Here is a 16,302-nt window from a genome sequence, read left to right as displayed (position 1 = left end):
TTTATGGGTGAGATCTATCAACTCTCATAAAACGATTTAACTTCTTGTAAGATTTTGTAGACCAGCTTATCGTTTCCTTCCGACTCACGTCTAGCCCAAAAAGTGATTGACCAGTTTTCAGGACTTGAACTGGTATAATTTTGATCACCTCTATCATAAGCCTCTTGATAAAATATAGATTTATCTTCGGCCACCTCTATCTGATGGTGAGACTGTAATAGATTGTTGACAGTTGTTTTTAAATATTCATCGTATATCGTTTTAGTGATATATGTTTTCAACAGAGGCTTATATTTAGCATAAAATGAAGATAGTCGATTAGGATCTCTCAGTTCAGTCAAAAATTCGCTGTAACAAATGAGTTTTAGGTAATCATTGCTATCTCCAATAGTCTCTAGATAAGAATTGGTGTCATAATCATTATTCAATACTAGATGCTGTCCATAATGTAGGTTATTAGTAAAGTAGTCATGAGCAATGGCTTTGATCAGGGTTTCTTCACCAAGTCTGTCACTAATAATAGAGTTCAGCATAGAAGCAGTTTCTGTGCATTTTTCTTTTTTATCCAGTTCTTTTATCTCGTACAATGCTTGGCCTGCCAAAAGCTTTTCTGTCCATAGTAATTCCATAGAGTAATAGTGTAATGCTTCCTCTTCTTCCATGATCTTTTCTTCAAAAGAACTTTTGGGTAACTCACGATCAGCTAGTTCTTCACGAACATATCGTTGTAGTTCGGAATTTTGTTCTATAGTTTGAATGATATCATTTAAATATACAGTAGTAGCCAGCATGATAGGACTGGCGATAAGAGCGATTATGTACAGTACTTTTTTCATTTTCAATGTGGTTTAATAATGAGCTTTGATTTCTAATAAAATAGTGTGTACATATTCCATAGTACCCTCTGTAAATCGTCTATCCCAAAAACTATAAGACCAAGACAAAAACTCAGTATATCTAAATTGCTCAGTGTTAGGCAAGTCGTAAAACTCAAAGTCATTGACATTGTATTTTTTAAAATGCTCTTTATAGTCATTTGTTTGTGTGACCACGTCGTAGGTGTTGAGCAAATTTTCGACAACTGGCTCGACTAGATCTTCATAGCGTTGTTTTGGGAATAACTCGAAAAAAAACTGTTTGTTCTCCGTCCAAGCTGCTTGAAAACTAGCTGTATCCCTATCGTGATTGGCAATTTCTTCTTGGAAATATGTAATAGTTCCTTTTCTCAGGATTTCTTCTCTTTCTTCGGTGTTGTCTCTGAAATTGAGATATCCGTCTGGGTAGGTTACAGTCGCGCCATAAGTGATAATAGCGTCAAATCCGTTATTCCAAAATTTTGCCTTTTCGCTTTCGTAATGCCAAAAACTATTAAGCAGGAGTGTCCAATAATCTATTCTTTCAATTTCGGGCTCCATTTTGTATCGTATATTTTCGGACCAGTCCCTGACAAGGTGATTATAGTTTTCGGTTTCTTTATAATATGTCCAATTTTTATATGGAATATTTACGCTATTCAAGAGGGTACTTATTTTATCATCTTGAAATTCAAAATGCTTAAGAGTATAATCACTTTGGTCTGTTGCTTTCACTGGGTTTTTCACATACTCATATTGCCATTGATTCCTATTAGCATTCAGATATTCCAAAATACTTTCATCTAATTCTATATCATCGCTAGGACCTTGAGGTGTGATCAATGAGAAAGAGGTCTCTGGCAGACTGTACTGTCCTGAGAACTTATCGTTAAGTATTTTTAATATAGCTACCACTTCTGGGGTATGACGACGAAAGCTTAATTCAGAAAACCTTAAGTAGGATTGAACAAATAAATAAGTGCTGGTCGCAAATAGTAATACAATAAGAATTGGAATAATTTTTTTCATTTCTATCTTTTTAAAGACCCATTCATTGTGAATAACTAAATTCTTTCATGAATGTGAATTAACCATTTAGGATTGGTGGTTTTTAAGAAGGGATTGGCAAAAGGTGGATTAACTGCGAATAAAATGACTCAGTATTAGATTAGAGATTGACAGGTTTACAATACTAAGCTTGACCAAATTAATATACAACCTAGTGCCCGTGAATAGTTGATTTCTAATAATTTAATAACCTATTGGATTTGACACCTATACTTTCAATTTGAGCTATATAAGCTCATAAGCCACATTCATTATCAATGCAACTTTACGCTTTTCTTAGGATACTTTTTGTATAAAACCTTTCTATCAAATACTTTGATCTGTTAGATGTAACACTAGGTGTTTGTTATTTTTTATTTACATCAGCACCTTAAAAAGTAAATCAGACTTAGTTTGAAATAGGAAATCGTAATAACTACTTAATATTGACTAAAAACTCATGTCAAAAAGCAGATTTACTTATAGCCAATTATTGTTACAATTTTCTGACAGACTCGTGAAGTGATATTGTAAAGAACAGTATATGAATATATTTAGCTTCTGACAATTCATCTATACAAGTCTTTTTGACGACAATTGGACGCGTTCATAATTATTCATTTCTGTAACAAACATCTGTTAAACCAATTTAAAAATGGTGGGTCACATTTAGTGAATCCATAATTCATGATCTATATCATCGTCTGTTGGTGCGTCATACTTTTGGCGCATTATTTCAATAAAACAACGATGAAAAAACTATATTATTTATTGTTCGCATTTGCGACAGTTTTCACTGCTTGCGATGTAGAAGATGGTGAAGATGGAAAGGATTTTACTCCTGAAGAAAAAGTATTAATTCCTTTGACAGAGTCTGTAGTACCTACTTCAGTATTTACTAATGTAATGTCTGGTGTGGAGCTAAAAATGATAATGACTTCTCAGGACATTTTACCTTCAGATTCGTCTTTTGTATACGGCTCATACACTGATGGTATGGCACTGTATCCTAATGCTGATGACACTACTTACGCTCTAGTAGTAAACCTTGAAAGAGATTACTCTATAGCTAGAATCAGATTGAACCAAAATATGGAGCCATTAGAAGGTGATTACATAGTTAATGCTTTTGCTACAGGTTTTACAGCACAATGTTCTGGATCAAGTGTGACTGTTGAAGAGCACGGTTTTGGTCCATTGTACCTTTCTGGTGGAGAATGGGGAGGAGACAACAAAGGAGTCTATGTTGTTGATCCATTTAAATCACCAAATGATGCGTCTGTAGCAACTAGATCGTCAGCTATGGGTGAGTGGTCTACAGAAAATGCTGTAGTTATCGGTAAAAATGCGTACGAAGATTATACCGTGGCATTTATCGGTGATGATGATTCTAATGATGATTACCCAGAAGGTCACCTTGGAATGTATGTAGGTAGACCAGGTAATCTGTTTGGTGGCGATTTATTTGTATTGAAAGGTTCTAACCCAACTGAAACAGCTCCAGGTGCTGGAGGACAACTTTTCGAAATGGGAATGGAAGAAGGTGTAGAGTACGATGCTGAATGGGTAGAAATGTCTGAAAGAACGATTTCTGAGCTTAATCAAGAGGCTATCGATGCATCTGCGATTGGTTTTCAAAGAATCGAAGATATCGATTGGAGAAGAGGATCTGCTGCTAACGAAAGAACAATTTTCTTCTGTGTAACTGGTAGAGAAAAAGAAGCTGCTTTGGCTGATAGAGGAACTACTTACGGAAGAGTTTACATGGTTACCTTGAACGATACTGATCCTACAGGAACTTGTAAAATCACTTGTATCCTAGATGGAGACAATGCTTCTGGTATAGCTGCTGGATTCCATAGTCCTGATAATATCCTTGTTACTGAAAACTATGTTTATATCCAGGAAGATCCTAACGGATATAGAGATGCAGCTACTAATGGTTGGGCTAAGCTTTACCAGTATGACATAGCTGCAGGAACTCTTTCTACAGTGTTGGAATGTAATGAAGATGACGCTGATGTGAAGACATTGTACGGAGGTGGCGGAAAATGGGAAGTGACAGGTATGATTGATGTTACTGATATCATTGATGCTGATGAGCCTACTTTCTTATGTGGTGTCCAAGTTCACGGATGGGAGCAAGATAAAATAGAGACAGCTGTAAGAGCAGACGGCAAACCGTTCGTAGACCTTACTGCTATTCCTGAAGGCATGTCTGATTTGGAAGGTTCATTCCTATTCAAGATCACAGGTCTAGGAAGATAATTAAGAGTTTTAATGTATTAAAGGGATTCTCATTGGAGAATCCCTTTTTGTTATTTATAAAGTATCATGAGTAAAATCGTTTCTCATTCTCTATTGTTCTTTGTTTTAAGTATTTCCTTTTCATGTACTCAGCCAAGAACAAAGTCATTTAGCCCAACTGACGATCAAAAGTCCCCTCTTTTAGAAGAGTTTATTGACAGCTACGTATCAAAACTAGACTCTTCCTCCTATTACCTGCATAAGATGGATTCTGCTCAGAATCTTGATTATAATCAAAAGATGTTTTTAGAAGCTCGTAAATGGTACAAAAAGGCAGAGCCGTTCATACTAGCTTTTGATCATGAAAACTACAAAACCATCAACGGCCCTAACCTACTCAAAGTAGAGGCTGAGGCACCCACTGAAATCAAGAAGGTCAAACCAAGAAGTTTTCAGGTATTAGAAGAACTGCTATTTTCGGAGGATCCACTAGACAAAAGTTTATTGCAGAAGCAGCTAATATTCTTACGTTCACGAGTGCCATTCATGGCTCACAATCACATATTGATTAACCAAACGGATAGACATTTTTTAGAGCTCATTCACCAAACGGTAGTGAATATCGCTACTAAAGGTATTACTGGTTTTGACTCTCCCATGCTCGCTAATTCGTTAGAGGAAGCTAAATTCAACTATAGTACTATAGAAGAGATAATTGATGCTTATCGAATAGGATTCGAAGACCCTATTCTATATCATGAATGGAAAGAAGAAATCGATCAGACCTTTTTAGATTTATCAAATGCTGAATTTGATACTTTCGATCGCTATTCATTCATTCGAAATCATACCAATAAGCAATTATCATTAATTGTAAAGACAGCAAAAGACTGGGGCTTTGAGTTTACCAATAGACATTCTGTTAATTTATACTCAACTAATCTTTTTGATAAAGACTTCTTCAATATAGATAGATTTAAAGAGGCTCATTCTCCAGACATAACTTCAGAAAGGGTGCAACTGGGTAAAACGCTTTTTTATGATAAAGCCTTATCTAGCGAAAAGAAAATGAGCTGTGGTACTTGTCATAAACCTGAATTAGCTTTTACAGACGGCCATATTAAATCTATAGGCAAGAATGGTAAGCAACTATTGAGAAACTCACCGACTTTGACTTATGCAGCTTTTCAGAGATCATTCTTTTTGGACAGCAGAAGTAGCTCTTTGGAATCACAGATAATAGGAGTGGTCAATAATGTAGATGAATTTCACATAGATCTAGAAAAGCTTCAGCTGCATGTAGCAGCCGATTCGTCATATGTGAAGCTATTTAAAGATTATTACAACAATGAAATTTCTTCAAAAACCATACGAAATGCCATTGCAACCTATGTGAGAAGCTTATCTCCATTTGACTCTAAGTTTGATAGAAATATGCAAGGGAAAGAAAACACACTATCAAAATTAGAATTGGATGGTTTTAACCTATTCATGGGTAAGGCGGCTTGTGCGACTTGCCATTTTCCTCCAGCTTTTAATGGCACAGTACCGCCAAAACTCTTAGAAACTGAAATGGAAAATATTGGAGTTCCTAAGTTCGCAGACTTTAACCACCCCAATCAAAAAATAGATGATGATCCAGGAGGGTTTTATCCATTTGAAGTAGAAGAAAAGAGGTCATACTTCAAGACAGCAACAGTCAGAAATGTAGCATATACCGCGCCATACATGCATAATGGAGTCTACAATACATTAGAAGAAGTGATAGACTTTTATAATGTAGGAGGTGGTCAAGGAATGGGTTTAGATGTTCCATTTCAGACTTTGCCACCAGATTCTTTGAATTTGACACAAGACGAAAAAGATGCGTTAGTTGCTTTTATGAAAACACTTAGCGATCCTTTGGAGGATTATTAAACAAATTTTCTATCTACTACATAATGTATTGAACTACACCTCAAAAAAGCTTGAGCTAAAACGTTAGGTCCCTAAATCAGATGCGTCAAGTTTCTCATTAAGCCCAAATAATCTTATGAATTCCATATAAAAAGCTGTGGTAAGTAGATTGACAATCAATACAATTTGCTTACCACAGCTTTTTTCTTTCACTTCTGCTTTTACGGTTTCATCCTTGTTTTTAAAGTTATAGAATTACTGCAGTCACAGTTTAAACCTGAGTTCGATTTTAAAATGCTGCCAATCGGTTCTTTTTCACCTAATCGTACTTAATTGAAGGTTTTTTGCTTACGTGACATAGTAGCGATACTGTATGTCGCGAACTTGCGAAAGCTCCCGGGTCTATTCAGTTAAGTGTGTCATGTTTTTAATTATTATTTATTCTCTCCATTTAGACTACATAACCCTATCACGAAACTAGGAAGATGACTTGTGAAGCGTCCTGAAAAAATTGACAAACTATATCATAACTGTCATGGCTATTCAGCTTGTCCATCACCATTTTATAAATCAACTTTGTCCTGCTATGAAAAAAGTATATCTAGACAATTCAGCTACCACACCAGTATCAAAAGAAGTACTAGAGGCAATGATCCCATACTTCACAGAAACTTTTGGGAACCCATCTTCTATTCACTCACATGGAAGAGAGACTCGATCCGTCATCGAAAAATCCCGTAAAAAAATTGCCGATTTGTTAGGTACCTCGCCAGCAGAAATCTTCTTTACCTCAGGAGGTACAGAAGCAGACAATATGGCCATTATCTCTTCTATTTCCAGTTTAGGTGTTAAGCATATGGTCTCCTCAACATTGGAACACCACGCCGTACTTCATACAGTTGAACATCAAGCTAAAACAGGTAAGATAAATCTTGACCTTATTAGACACTCAGATTTAGGAGAACTAGATATAGAACATTTGAGGCAATCGACTCAAAAAGGTTCCTTAGTAAGTATCATGCATGCCAATAATGAGATTGGTAATCTCAATGATATAAATACAATCAGCGAAATTTGCCGCGAAAAAGGAGCATTCTTCCATACTGACACTGTTCAAACCATGGGGAAAGTCAAACATAACCTTCAAGAGCTTGATATAGACTTCTTAATAGGATCTGCACACAAATTCCATGGACCTAAAGGAATAGGCTTCATATATGTAAATGCCAATAACAAGATTGACCCTTTCATTCATGGCGGTGCTCAAGAGCGCAATATGAGAGGTGGTACAGAAAACGTAGCTGGAATTATTGGTTTAGCTAAGGCACTTGAACTTGCCTATGAAAATCAAGATACCGACAAAAAGTACATTGAAAGCATCAAGCGTTCGATGATAGAACAGCTAAAAGAAAAGATAGAAGGAGTAAGTTTCAACGGTCTATCAGAAGACCTAGAAAAAAGCATACACACTGTCCTTAATGTTAGTATCCCTGAATCAAGTGACAATGATATGCTACTTTTCAGCCTTGATATCAAAGGTGTATCAGTATCAGGAGGAAGTGCTTGTTCGAGCGGTACCTCCATAGGTTCACATGTACTAGAAGCAATCAATTCTGATCCTAGAAGGGGAGCCATTAGATTTTCCTTTTCTAAATACACTACCATGGAAGAGGTTACCTATGCTGTTGACTCGTTAAAAGAACTTCTTAGCTAAAGGTGTTTCCATAGAAACGAGAAAAGACCAAATCATTAGTTACCATGTCATGGATGCATGTAATATTCATCTATATGACATGGTAACTGGTAGAATTTTTAGAAATTACTTTGCTAGATCAACTACACATTCTATCCACTTAGGGTGAATGTTGAGACTCTCTACCAAATCCCATTGCTCTCCTCCAGCCTCTATAAATTCTTCCTGATATGTTTCTCCAACTTCTAAAGTAGTTTCAAGACAATCTGCAACAAAAGCTGGTGAGAACGCTAATACTTTTTTGATTCCAGATTTAGCCAATTCTTGTAATGTATCTTCAGTATATGGTTGTACCCAAGGATCTTTTCCTAATCTAGATTGGAAGGTGGTAGAAACCTTATCCTCAGGGATATTAAGCTTATCACAAAGCAACCTAGTTGTTTCAAAGCATTGAGCTCTATAACAATACAAGTTTTGTCCTTCACATTTTGAGCAACAGTCAGCTAATTGACAACTTGCGTTAGCCTTTTTTATTTGTCTCTCTGGCAGACCGTGATAACTAAATAAGAAATGATCATAATCTGTATTTGACATCCATTTTTGAGCTCTATCCACAATAGTATCTAGCAACAATGGATGATTAAAAAACTGACTAATCATCTCAATCTTTGGAATAGTCTGCCAAGACTTAACTAAATCCATTACTTTTTCATGAACAGAACCTGTAGTAGCTGATGCATACTGGGGGAATAATGGAATAACCTTGATAGATGTCACATCAGCCTTCTTTAACTCTTCCAATGCTGATTCCATAGTTGGGTTTTGGTATCTCATTCCAAGAACCACATGATAATCGTCCCCAAGACTCATTTGGACTTCTTTTACTAGATCTTCACTATGAAACTTCAATGGAGACCCTCGATCTTCCCACAATTTTTGGTATTCTGCCGCTGATTTTGGTGCTCTGAAAGTAGCTATGATCACATTCACCAAAAACCATCTGGGAATGAAAGGAATGTCAATTACTCTTCCATCCATTAAAAACTCTTTGAGATAGCGCCTTACCGAAGGTGTCGAAGGATCGTCTGGCGTACCTAGATTAACTAATAAAATGCCTTTTTTGCTCATATGGCAAATCTAAAATTTGTTGAAACAATAAAACTTATGGGCACAAAAAAAGCCCCATCTTGTCGGATGGAGCTTCAATATCTTTTCAATTAAAATTATCCTAACTTAAATGTAATAGGAAGGATCATTCTTACTTTCACAGGGCGACCTCTTTGCTTACCAGGTTTCCATCTAGGAGCACTTTTCAATACTCTCACTGCTTCTTCATCACAACCTGCTCCAATTCCTTTAATAGCTCTAACCTCAGTTAGATTTCCATTTTGGTCAACAACAAATTGAACGAATACTCTACCTTCAACTCCCATTCTTCGAGCTTGCTTAGGGTATTTCATCGACTTACCCACATATTTATAGAAAGCACCCATACCACCTGGAGGCGCTGGCTGATCTTCTACGATATCAAATACCTCATCAACTTCTTCTTCTTCTGGAGCTTCTTCAAAGACAATCTCTTCGATAACAGTCTCTTCACTCACTTCTACATCTAGTTCAATTTCGATTTCCTCCTCGATTTCTTCCTCATCTGGAACCTCTACAATCTGAGGGATTTCGATCTTCGGTGGTGGTGGTGGTGGAATATCCGTCACAGGGATTTCCATGATCTCTTCAAAATTATCTTCTACTTGGCCAAGATCTACTAGTTCACTCGCATCATAAAACTTCCATTCAAAAGCAGTGATAGCCAAAAGCAAACTTATCGTGAGTCCGACGTTAAAAAATAGACCTTGCTTTCTTTCCAAGGCTATTTTAGGATTCTTTTTTGCCTCCATTATTTTATTACTAAATGAATATTAATCTCTTATTTTCATTACACTGGACGTCAAATATAGCAAAGTCATCCTCATTTGGTGCTTATTAGATTTTTTTTAACGTAAAATGTAGCAACGATTCCTACTAAAACTCCAATCATGTCTGCTAATGCATCCAAAGTACTGGCACTTCTTCCATCTATAAAAGCCTGAGCTACCTCTGTAACTATAGCCAAGACCAAACCTAAAATAGTGACTACTGGTGTCTTCCCATTTTCACGGTCAAGTAGCGACATTCCCACTAAAAAACTCCATACAGTAAATATGCCTGTATGAATGAGTTTATCAATATGTGGAAAAAAATACCACCATGGATCAGAACTCTGTTCACCAGGCATCAATAGGAGGTATAAAATAAGAAGGGTCCACATTACTGCAGACCCTATCCATTTCTTTTCACTCATTTTAAGACCTATTGACCGATGAGTTCTTTGTATTCTTCAACTGATAAAAGCTCTGACATTTCATCAAGATTAGAAACTGCTATCTTAATCATCCAACCCTTACCATACGGATCACTGTTCACCAGCTCGGGGGAATCTTCTAGTTCAGCATTAAATTCTGAAACTTCACCTGAAAGTGGCATAAAAAGGTCAGAAACAGTTTTAACAGCTTCAATAGTACCAAAAAGCTCTGTTTGATCAATTGTTTCTCCTTCCGTTTCAATTTCAACATATACAATATCACCCAGCTCTCCTTGTGCAAAGTCGGTAATACCTACAGTAGCTACGTCTCCTTCTATTTTTACCCACTCGTGGTCTTTAGTGTATTTTAATTCTTCTGGGAAAGTCATTCCTTTTTCCTTTTTTGTTTTCGATGATGGCCAAAATTAGATTATTATTCAATAAGTAACCAAGGGTTTTGATCCATTGGCCAATTCAAACATCAATCCATTTCTGTTAGTTCAATAAAGTTAGCCGATTAAATATTTTTAGCTTGCTCCCAATATATATCCATCTCATCTAGGGTCATATCATCAAATGATTTACCATCCTTTTTGCTCTCAGTTTCCAAATATTGAAAACGTTTAATGAATTTTTTGTTGGTTCTTTCTAAAGCCTCTTCCGGATCAATATCTACGAATCGAGCATAGTTAACTAATGAAAAAAGGATATCTCCAAACTCAGACATTGCCTTCTCCTTTTCATTCTGATTTATTTCCTCACGAAACTCCGATAGTTCTTCTTGAACCTTATCCCAAACTTGATCTCTATTATCCCAGTCAAAACCTACGCCTCTCGCTTTTTCTTGAATTCTCATAGCTTTAACCATTGCAGGAAGAGACTTCGGCACACCTCCTAAGACCGATTTATTACCTTTTTCCTTTAGTTTAATCTTCTCCCAATTGGCCTTTACCTGTTCTTCGCTATCTGCTTGGACATCTCCATATATATGTGGGTGTCTATGTATTAGCTTTTCACATATTCCATTGAGTACATCGGATATATCAAAAGCTTTCTGCTCTTGAGCTATTCGACTATAAAAGACCATATGTAGAATAAGATCTCCCAACTCTTTTTTGATTTCCATTAAATCATTTTCCAAAATAGCATCTGATAGCTCATAAGTTTCTTCAATAGTTAGGTAGCGAAGTGATTCTACGGTCTGTTTCTTGTCCCAAGGGCAATTTTCTCGCAACTCATCCATTACAGTAAGTAGACGATCAAAAGCTTTTAATTTAAAATCTCTTTTTGGATCAGGAGCACATTTTGGTTCAGCCATGTTATTCAAAATATTTAAATGATATTCACAAAGCTATTGGCATGAATTGATATAATAGGACTTTCTTAAATTTAATCACTGATACAACTCAGGAAGTTTCTCCTCGTATTGAAGTTAATTGTTTTACCTTTGCAGTTAAGTTTTACAGATATGACAACAGTATTATTAGGAATCGGATTTGTAGGGATTTTTTTCATTTTCATGAGTGTAAGACTCATATTCTTGAAAAACGGAGAGTTCAAAGGAACTTGTGCTTCTCAAAATCCTTTTTTAAATAAAACTGGAGAACCATGTGGATACTGTGGTAAAGTGATTACTGTAGGTGAGTCATGTGGCAATCCTGACAATGAAGTAGATAAAGTATTGAAGAAATTCGATTAAATCCATCTCAAAACCAACTAAAACCGCGCATCCAAATATTCTAATTTTAAAAGTCAACGAACTTTTCAAATTGCATTGAATAAATACCTTTGCGCACCTTTTAAAAATACATATGACCTTAATTAAATCTATCTCGGGCATCCGTGGTACGATCGGAGGGAAAGAAGGCGAGGCCCTGACTCCCTATGACGTTATGAAATATGCTGCTGCTTTTGGGCAGTGGGCTATTGAAAACTCGGAAGAAAAAAAAATAGTAATAGGCCGTGATGCGAGGCCATCAGGCGAACTAATCACCAATATTGCTAGTGGTGTACTCCAAGGCATGGGTATTGATGTAGTGGATCTAGGACTATCTACCACCCCAACAGTAGAAATGGCTGTACCAGCAGAAAAAGCTGCAGGAGGAATCATCATTACGGCTAGTCATAACCCCAATGGCTGGAATGCATTAAAACTTCTTAATAAAAAGGGAGAGTTTATCTCATCTGATGATGGTGCAAGAGTTCTTGAAATAGCTGATGAAGGTAAAATAGAGTTCGCCCTTTCTAAAGATTTAGGTAAACGTATTCAAAATGACACCTACATTGATTATCACGTAGACAAAATTGTTGAGCTTGACCTAGTAGATGTGGACGCTATTAAGGAAAAGAATTTCAAAATAGCAGTGGATGCTGTAAACTCTAGTGGAGCTATTGCACTCCCAAAGCTTTTGGATAAGCTCGGTGTTACAGACTATGAAATCTTCTTTGATGAGCCTAACGGACTATTCCCGCATAATCCGGAGCCTCTTCCTGAAAACATTACTCACATCTGTGGTGAGGTAGAGAAAGGCAGGTTTGATTTGGGAATAGTAGTGGATCCTGATGTAGACAGACTCGCATTTGTCGGAAATAATGGTGAACCTTTTGGTGAAGAGTACACTTTAGTGACTGTTGCTGACTTTGTTTTGAAAAATAAATCTGGAAATACAGTTTCTAACATGTCATCGACGAGAGCTTTGAAAGATGTGACATTGAAAAACGGTGGAGATTATAATGCTTCAGCAGTAGGTGAAGTCAATGTCGTTAATAAAATGAAAGCTACCCATGCCGTCATCGGGGGTGAGGGCAACGGAGGTATCATTTATCCAGAGCTTCACTATGGTAGAGATGCCTTAGTGGGTGTTGCTCTATTTTTGAGTCACTTGGCAAAGTTTGGAAAGCCATCAGCTCTATTGAGAGCAATGTACCCTAACTACCATATTTCTAAAAACAAAATTGAATTGACTCCTGATATTGACGTAGATAAGGTATTAGAAGGAGTTAAAGAAAAATATCAAAAGCATCCTATCAATACTGAAGATGGTGTAAAGATAGATTTTGAATCTGAGTGGGTTCACCTAAGAAAGTCTAATACGGAGCCAATCATCCGTATATATGCAGAATCAGATTCACAAAATACAGCAGATGCTGTGGCTAACAAGATCATGATGGATATTAAAGATATTGTGGTTGATAAAGTTGAAGCTGACTGACGCTAAATTCAAAAAGACTATTACAGAAATGGCTTCTCAAAATCGAGAGGCCATTTTTATGTCTTGTGAGCCACAGTAAATTTTAGGGCAATTTTTCAACATTTTTTACAGTAGCAACTCCATCTACTACAATTTTTCCTCTTTCAGTCTCATGGATTTTTGTAGAGATTTTTGCGATACTTTTACCTTCTGTAATTTCAATGATTTCACATTTTACTTCGTACGTCTTATCTACATAAACAGGTCTTTTAAAGTCCAAACTTTGTCCCAAATAGATTGTGCCTTCTCCTGGAAACTCCATGCCCATAACTTTAGAAATTATTGAGGCACTAAACATCCCATGTACAATTGGTACTTTAAATGGTGTCTGAGCTGCATAGTCGGCATCCAAATGAACTGGGTTTTTGTCGCCGCATACTTCAGCGAACTTGGTAACCTCTTCTTGAGAGATTGAAAACTCTGTTTGATAAGTATCTCCTAGTTTTAACATTCGCCAAATGTAAAACAAAGAGTATAAAAATGAATGTGTAGCTAAATAATCAAAAAGGCTCTCAGGTAGGAAAATATTATTTCTCTTCTTCAAATATAAGAGCAGCGGAATTAATACAATATCTAAGCCCAGTTGGCTTAGGCCCATCCTCAAAAACATGTCCTAGGTGTCCTTCACATCTCTTACAAAGTACTTCTGTTCGTACCATACCGTATTTATAATCTGCCTCATCCATTAAACTGTATTTATTCACGTAATCATAAAAACTAGGCCACCCTGAACCTGATTCGAACTTTGTTGAAGAATGGAATAATTCATTCCCACAACCGGCACACTTATATATTCCCTTTTTCTTGTTACTATTAAGCTCTCCAGTCCAGGCTCTCTCAGTTCCTTTTTTACGAAGGACATAATACTGCATATTGGTAAGCTGTTCCTTCCATTCCGCTTCAGTCTTTTCTATTTTCTTAAAGCTCTCAGAGCCAATTTCTGGACTTTGCGCATAGCCTGTAAATGAAACAGCTATGATAAAAGCTAGTGTACTAAGTAATCTCATAAGCTTAAAATTATTTCTGTTAATAACTATCAAACGAACTTTTATTTGAATCAGTTCCTAAACCATATTCTAGAATTACAAAAGAAATTAACTGTGGATAATTCTATACTAGTTTTTATTCAAACAAATAGGCCTGATATCTACTAAGAAATCAGGCCTTTAAATCAATAAATCAACTTATGTCCTAAAAGAACTCCTTGATCTTTTCAAAGAATCCTTTTTCACTCTTATCAGGACTAGGTGAGAAATTTTCAGAGTCTCTAAGTCCTTCTAGTGTTTTCTTTTCTTCTTTCGTCAAAGTTTTTGGCGTCCATACATTTACATGAATCAATTGATCGCCGGTTCCATATCCATTGATATCTTTAATTCCTTTTCCTCTCAACCTTAATATTTTCCCACTTTGAGTACCGGAATCAATCTTGATTTTTACTTTTCCAGATATAGTCGGTACTTCTACAGAAGTTCCTAAAGCAGCATCAACAAAGTTGAGATAAAGGTCATACACTATATTGTTACCTTCTCTCTTCAATGTCTCTCCTTCTTGTTCCTCTATCACGATCAAAAGATCTCCAGGAACACCTCCGCCCGGCGCTTCATTTCCCTTACCTGACATGCTTAACTGCATACCATCTGTAACACCAGCAGGGATTTTTACAGAAATAACTTCGTCCTTGTAAGTCAATCCAGAACTATCAACACCATTAGGTTTTTTATCGATAATTTGTCCAGACCCATTACATGATGGACATGTCGAGGCAGAAACCATTTGACCTAACATGGTCTGTACCACTTTCTGCACTTGGCCTGTTCCTTGACACTGTGGACATGTTCTATAAGTTACACCATCAGCAACTACAAGCCTGTTGACTTTGATCTTCTTTTCAACACCATTTGCAATGTCATCTAAGGACAACTTTAATTTGATACGAAGATTGGTGCCTTTTCGACGTCTACGACCGCCGCCGCCACCGCCGCCAAAGAAACTATCGAATGGGCTTCCCCCACCTCCGCCGAAGATATCTCCAAACTGTGAAAAAATGTCATCCATTGACATTCCGCCACCTCCGAAGCCTCCGCCACCAGCAGCTCCACCCATACCTGCATGACCGAATTGATCATAGCGAGCTTTCTTTTGGTCGTCACTGAGAACTTCATAAGCCTCAGCGGCTTCCTTAAACTTCTCCTCAGCGTCTTTATCATCTGGGTTTTTATCAGGGTGATACTTAATCGCTAGCTTCCTATAAGCCTTCTTTATTTCAGAAGCATCAGCACCTTTGCTAACACCAAGTACCTCGTAATAATCTCTTTTTGACATCTTATGCTCCTGTTACAACTTTTGAAAATCTAATGACCTTCTCGCCTAATTGATACCCTTTCTCTACGACATCTACAATTTTGCCTTTAAGCTCTTCTGTCGGTGCAGGAATCTGAGTTATTGCTTCGTGATGTTCTACATCAAAATCATCACCAGCTCCTACTTCAATTATTTTTAGGCCTTTCTGTTCCAAAGCACCTTTGAATTTATTGAAAATAAGATCCACACCTTCTTTTACAGATTTAATGTCTGCATCCTCGGTCATTGACTTATCTGCTCTTTCAAAATCGTCCAATACTGGCAATAAAGACTGAATCAAACCTTCATTTGCTGAGCTTACCATATCCAGCTTTTCCTTTGCAGTTCTTCTTCTGAAATTTTCAAACTCTGAGTAAAGTCTTAAATACTTGTCTTTAGACTCTGCAACCTCGGCTTTTAGCTTTGTCAATTCATCTACCTCTTCCTCGGCAGGAGTTTCTTCTGTCTTCTGCTCCTCTTGTTCTTCTACTTCCTCAGTTTTCACTTGCGTGTCATTGTTTAGCTCTTCTGCTACTTGTTCTTCTGTTGACTTTATGTCAGCTGATTTCTTAGATTTTGCCATTATGATCTACAATTCAATACGTTCCCTTATTAGCAAGTACTTTGCCAAGC

Annotated in this window: 16 protein-coding genes; 5 read left to right on the top strand and 11 right to left on the bottom strand. The window is 36.8% G+C overall.

The genetic code is table 11. The features are described from left to right. Window positions 1–17: 17 nt before the first annotated feature. Window positions 18–836, bottom strand: a complete 819-nt coding sequence (locus DKG80_RS18775) for a hypothetical protein (protein WP_109832921.1) — start codon at window positions 834–836, stop codon at window positions 18–20. A gap of 12 nt (window positions 837–848) precedes the next feature. Continuing rightward, entirely contained in the window at window positions 849–1,883 is a 1,035-nt protein-coding gene (locus tag DKG80_RS18770; protein ID WP_109832920.1) for a hypothetical protein, read from the bottom strand. 768 nt (window positions 1,884–2,651) lie between these two features. On the opposite strand from DKG80_RS18770, the gene DKG80_RS18765 reads away from it, so the two are divergent. From DKG80_RS18765 to DKG80_RS18755, 3 genes are all read left to right on the top strand, one after another. Continuing rightward, window positions 2,652–4,169: an alkaline phosphatase PhoX gene (locus DKG80_RS18765; protein ID WP_109832919.1), complete on the top strand. Its 1,518-nt coding sequence runs from the start codon at window positions 2,652–2,654 to the stop codon at window positions 4,167–4,169. A gap of 66 nt (window positions 4,170–4,235) precedes the next feature. Further along, window positions 4,236–6,065 (top strand): cytochrome-c peroxidase, encoded by a 1,830-nt coding sequence (locus DKG80_RS18760; protein WP_109832918.1) that lies wholly within the window; start codon window positions 4,236–4,238, stop codon window positions 6,063–6,065. Window positions 6,066–6,630: 565 nt separating this feature from the next. After that, window positions 6,631–7,758 (top strand): cysteine desulfurase family protein, encoded by a 1,128-nt coding sequence (locus DKG80_RS18755; RefSeq protein WP_109833022.1) that lies wholly within the window; start codon window positions 6,631–6,633, stop codon window positions 7,756–7,758. A 105-nt stretch (window positions 7,759–7,863) separates the two neighbouring features. On the opposite strand, the gene hemH is transcribed toward DKG80_RS18755, so the two are convergent. From hemH to mazG, 5 genes are all read right to left on the bottom strand, one after another. Beyond that, window positions 7,864–8,865 (bottom strand): ferrochelatase, encoded by a 1,002-nt coding sequence (gene hemH / locus DKG80_RS18750; RefSeq protein WP_109832917.1) that lies wholly within the window; start codon window positions 8,863–8,865, stop codon window positions 7,864–7,866. 95 nt (window positions 8,866–8,960) lie between these two features. After that, the gene (locus DKG80_RS18745) at window positions 8,961–9,635 is read right to left on the bottom strand and encodes an energy transducer TonB (RefSeq protein WP_109832916.1); all 675 of its coding nucleotides are present in this window, start codon (window positions 9,633–9,635) and stop codon (window positions 8,961–8,963) included. A 71-nt stretch (window positions 9,636–9,706) separates the two neighbouring features. Continuing rightward, the gene (locus DKG80_RS18740) at window positions 9,707–10,078 is read right to left on the bottom strand and encodes a VanZ family protein (RefSeq protein WP_109832915.1); all 372 of its coding nucleotides are present in this window, start codon (window positions 10,076–10,078) and stop codon (window positions 9,707–9,709) included. Between the two features lie 8 nt (window positions 10,079–10,086). Then, window positions 10,087–10,467, bottom strand: coding sequence for a glycine cleavage system protein GcvH (gcvH, locus tag DKG80_RS18735; RefSeq protein ID WP_109832914.1), 381 nt, complete (start codon window positions 10,465–10,467; stop codon window positions 10,087–10,089). Between the two features lie 128 nt (window positions 10,468–10,595). Then, window positions 10,596–11,396: a nucleoside triphosphate pyrophosphohydrolase gene (gene mazG / locus DKG80_RS18730; RefSeq protein WP_109832913.1), complete on the bottom strand. Its 801-nt coding sequence runs from the start codon at window positions 11,394–11,396 to the stop codon at window positions 10,596–10,598. Window positions 11,397–11,546: 150 nt separating this feature from the next. On the opposite strand from mazG, the gene DKG80_RS18725 reads away from it, so the two are divergent. Both DKG80_RS18725 and glmM read left to right on the top strand, forming a co-directional pair. Then, complete coding sequence (locus DKG80_RS18725; protein WP_109832912.1) at window positions 11,547–11,777, top strand: hypothetical protein; 231 nt, start codon at window positions 11,547–11,549, stop codon at window positions 11,775–11,777. Between the two features lie 112 nt (window positions 11,778–11,889). Continuing rightward, window positions 11,890–13,290, top strand: a complete 1,401-nt coding sequence (gene glmM / locus DKG80_RS18720; RefSeq protein WP_109832911.1) for a phosphoglucosamine mutase — start codon at window positions 11,890–11,892, stop codon at window positions 13,288–13,290. Between the two features lie 82 nt (window positions 13,291–13,372). Here glmM and DKG80_RS18715 read toward each other — a convergent pair whose 3' ends face one another. The 4 genes from DKG80_RS18715 to DKG80_RS18700 all read right to left on the bottom strand — a co-directional run bounded on the left by DKG80_RS18715 (window position 13,373) and on the right by DKG80_RS18700 (window position 16,252). Next, window positions 13,373–13,780, bottom strand: a complete 408-nt coding sequence (locus tag DKG80_RS18715) for a MaoC family dehydratase (RefSeq protein ID WP_109833021.1) — start codon at window positions 13,778–13,780, stop codon at window positions 13,373–13,375. Window positions 13,781–13,856: 76 nt separating this feature from the next. Next, a complete protein-coding gene (msrB, locus tag DKG80_RS18710; protein WP_109832910.1) occupies window positions 13,857–14,336 on the bottom strand; it encodes a peptide-methionine (R)-S-oxide reductase MsrB in 480 nt (159 codons plus the stop codon). Window positions 14,337–14,520: 184 nt separating this feature from the next. Next, window positions 14,521–15,651 (bottom strand): molecular chaperone DnaJ, encoded by a 1,131-nt coding sequence (gene dnaJ / locus DKG80_RS18705; RefSeq protein ID WP_109832909.1) that lies wholly within the window; start codon window positions 15,649–15,651, stop codon window positions 14,521–14,523. Window position 15,652: 1 nt separating this feature from the next. Continuing rightward, window positions 15,653–16,252 (bottom strand): nucleotide exchange factor GrpE, encoded by a 600-nt coding sequence (locus DKG80_RS18700; RefSeq protein WP_109832908.1) that lies wholly within the window; start codon window positions 16,250–16,252, stop codon window positions 15,653–15,655. Window positions 16,253–16,302 lie beyond the last annotated feature (50 nt).

It is taken from the genome of Reichenbachiella versicolor (assembly GCF_003171675.1).
Classification (GTDB): domain Bacteria; phylum Bacteroidota; class Bacteroidia; order Cytophagales; family Cyclobacteriaceae; genus Reichenbachiella; species Reichenbachiella versicolor.
Note: the sequence above shows the minus strand (reverse complement) of the source record. Positions and strands in the feature narration are given on the sequence as shown.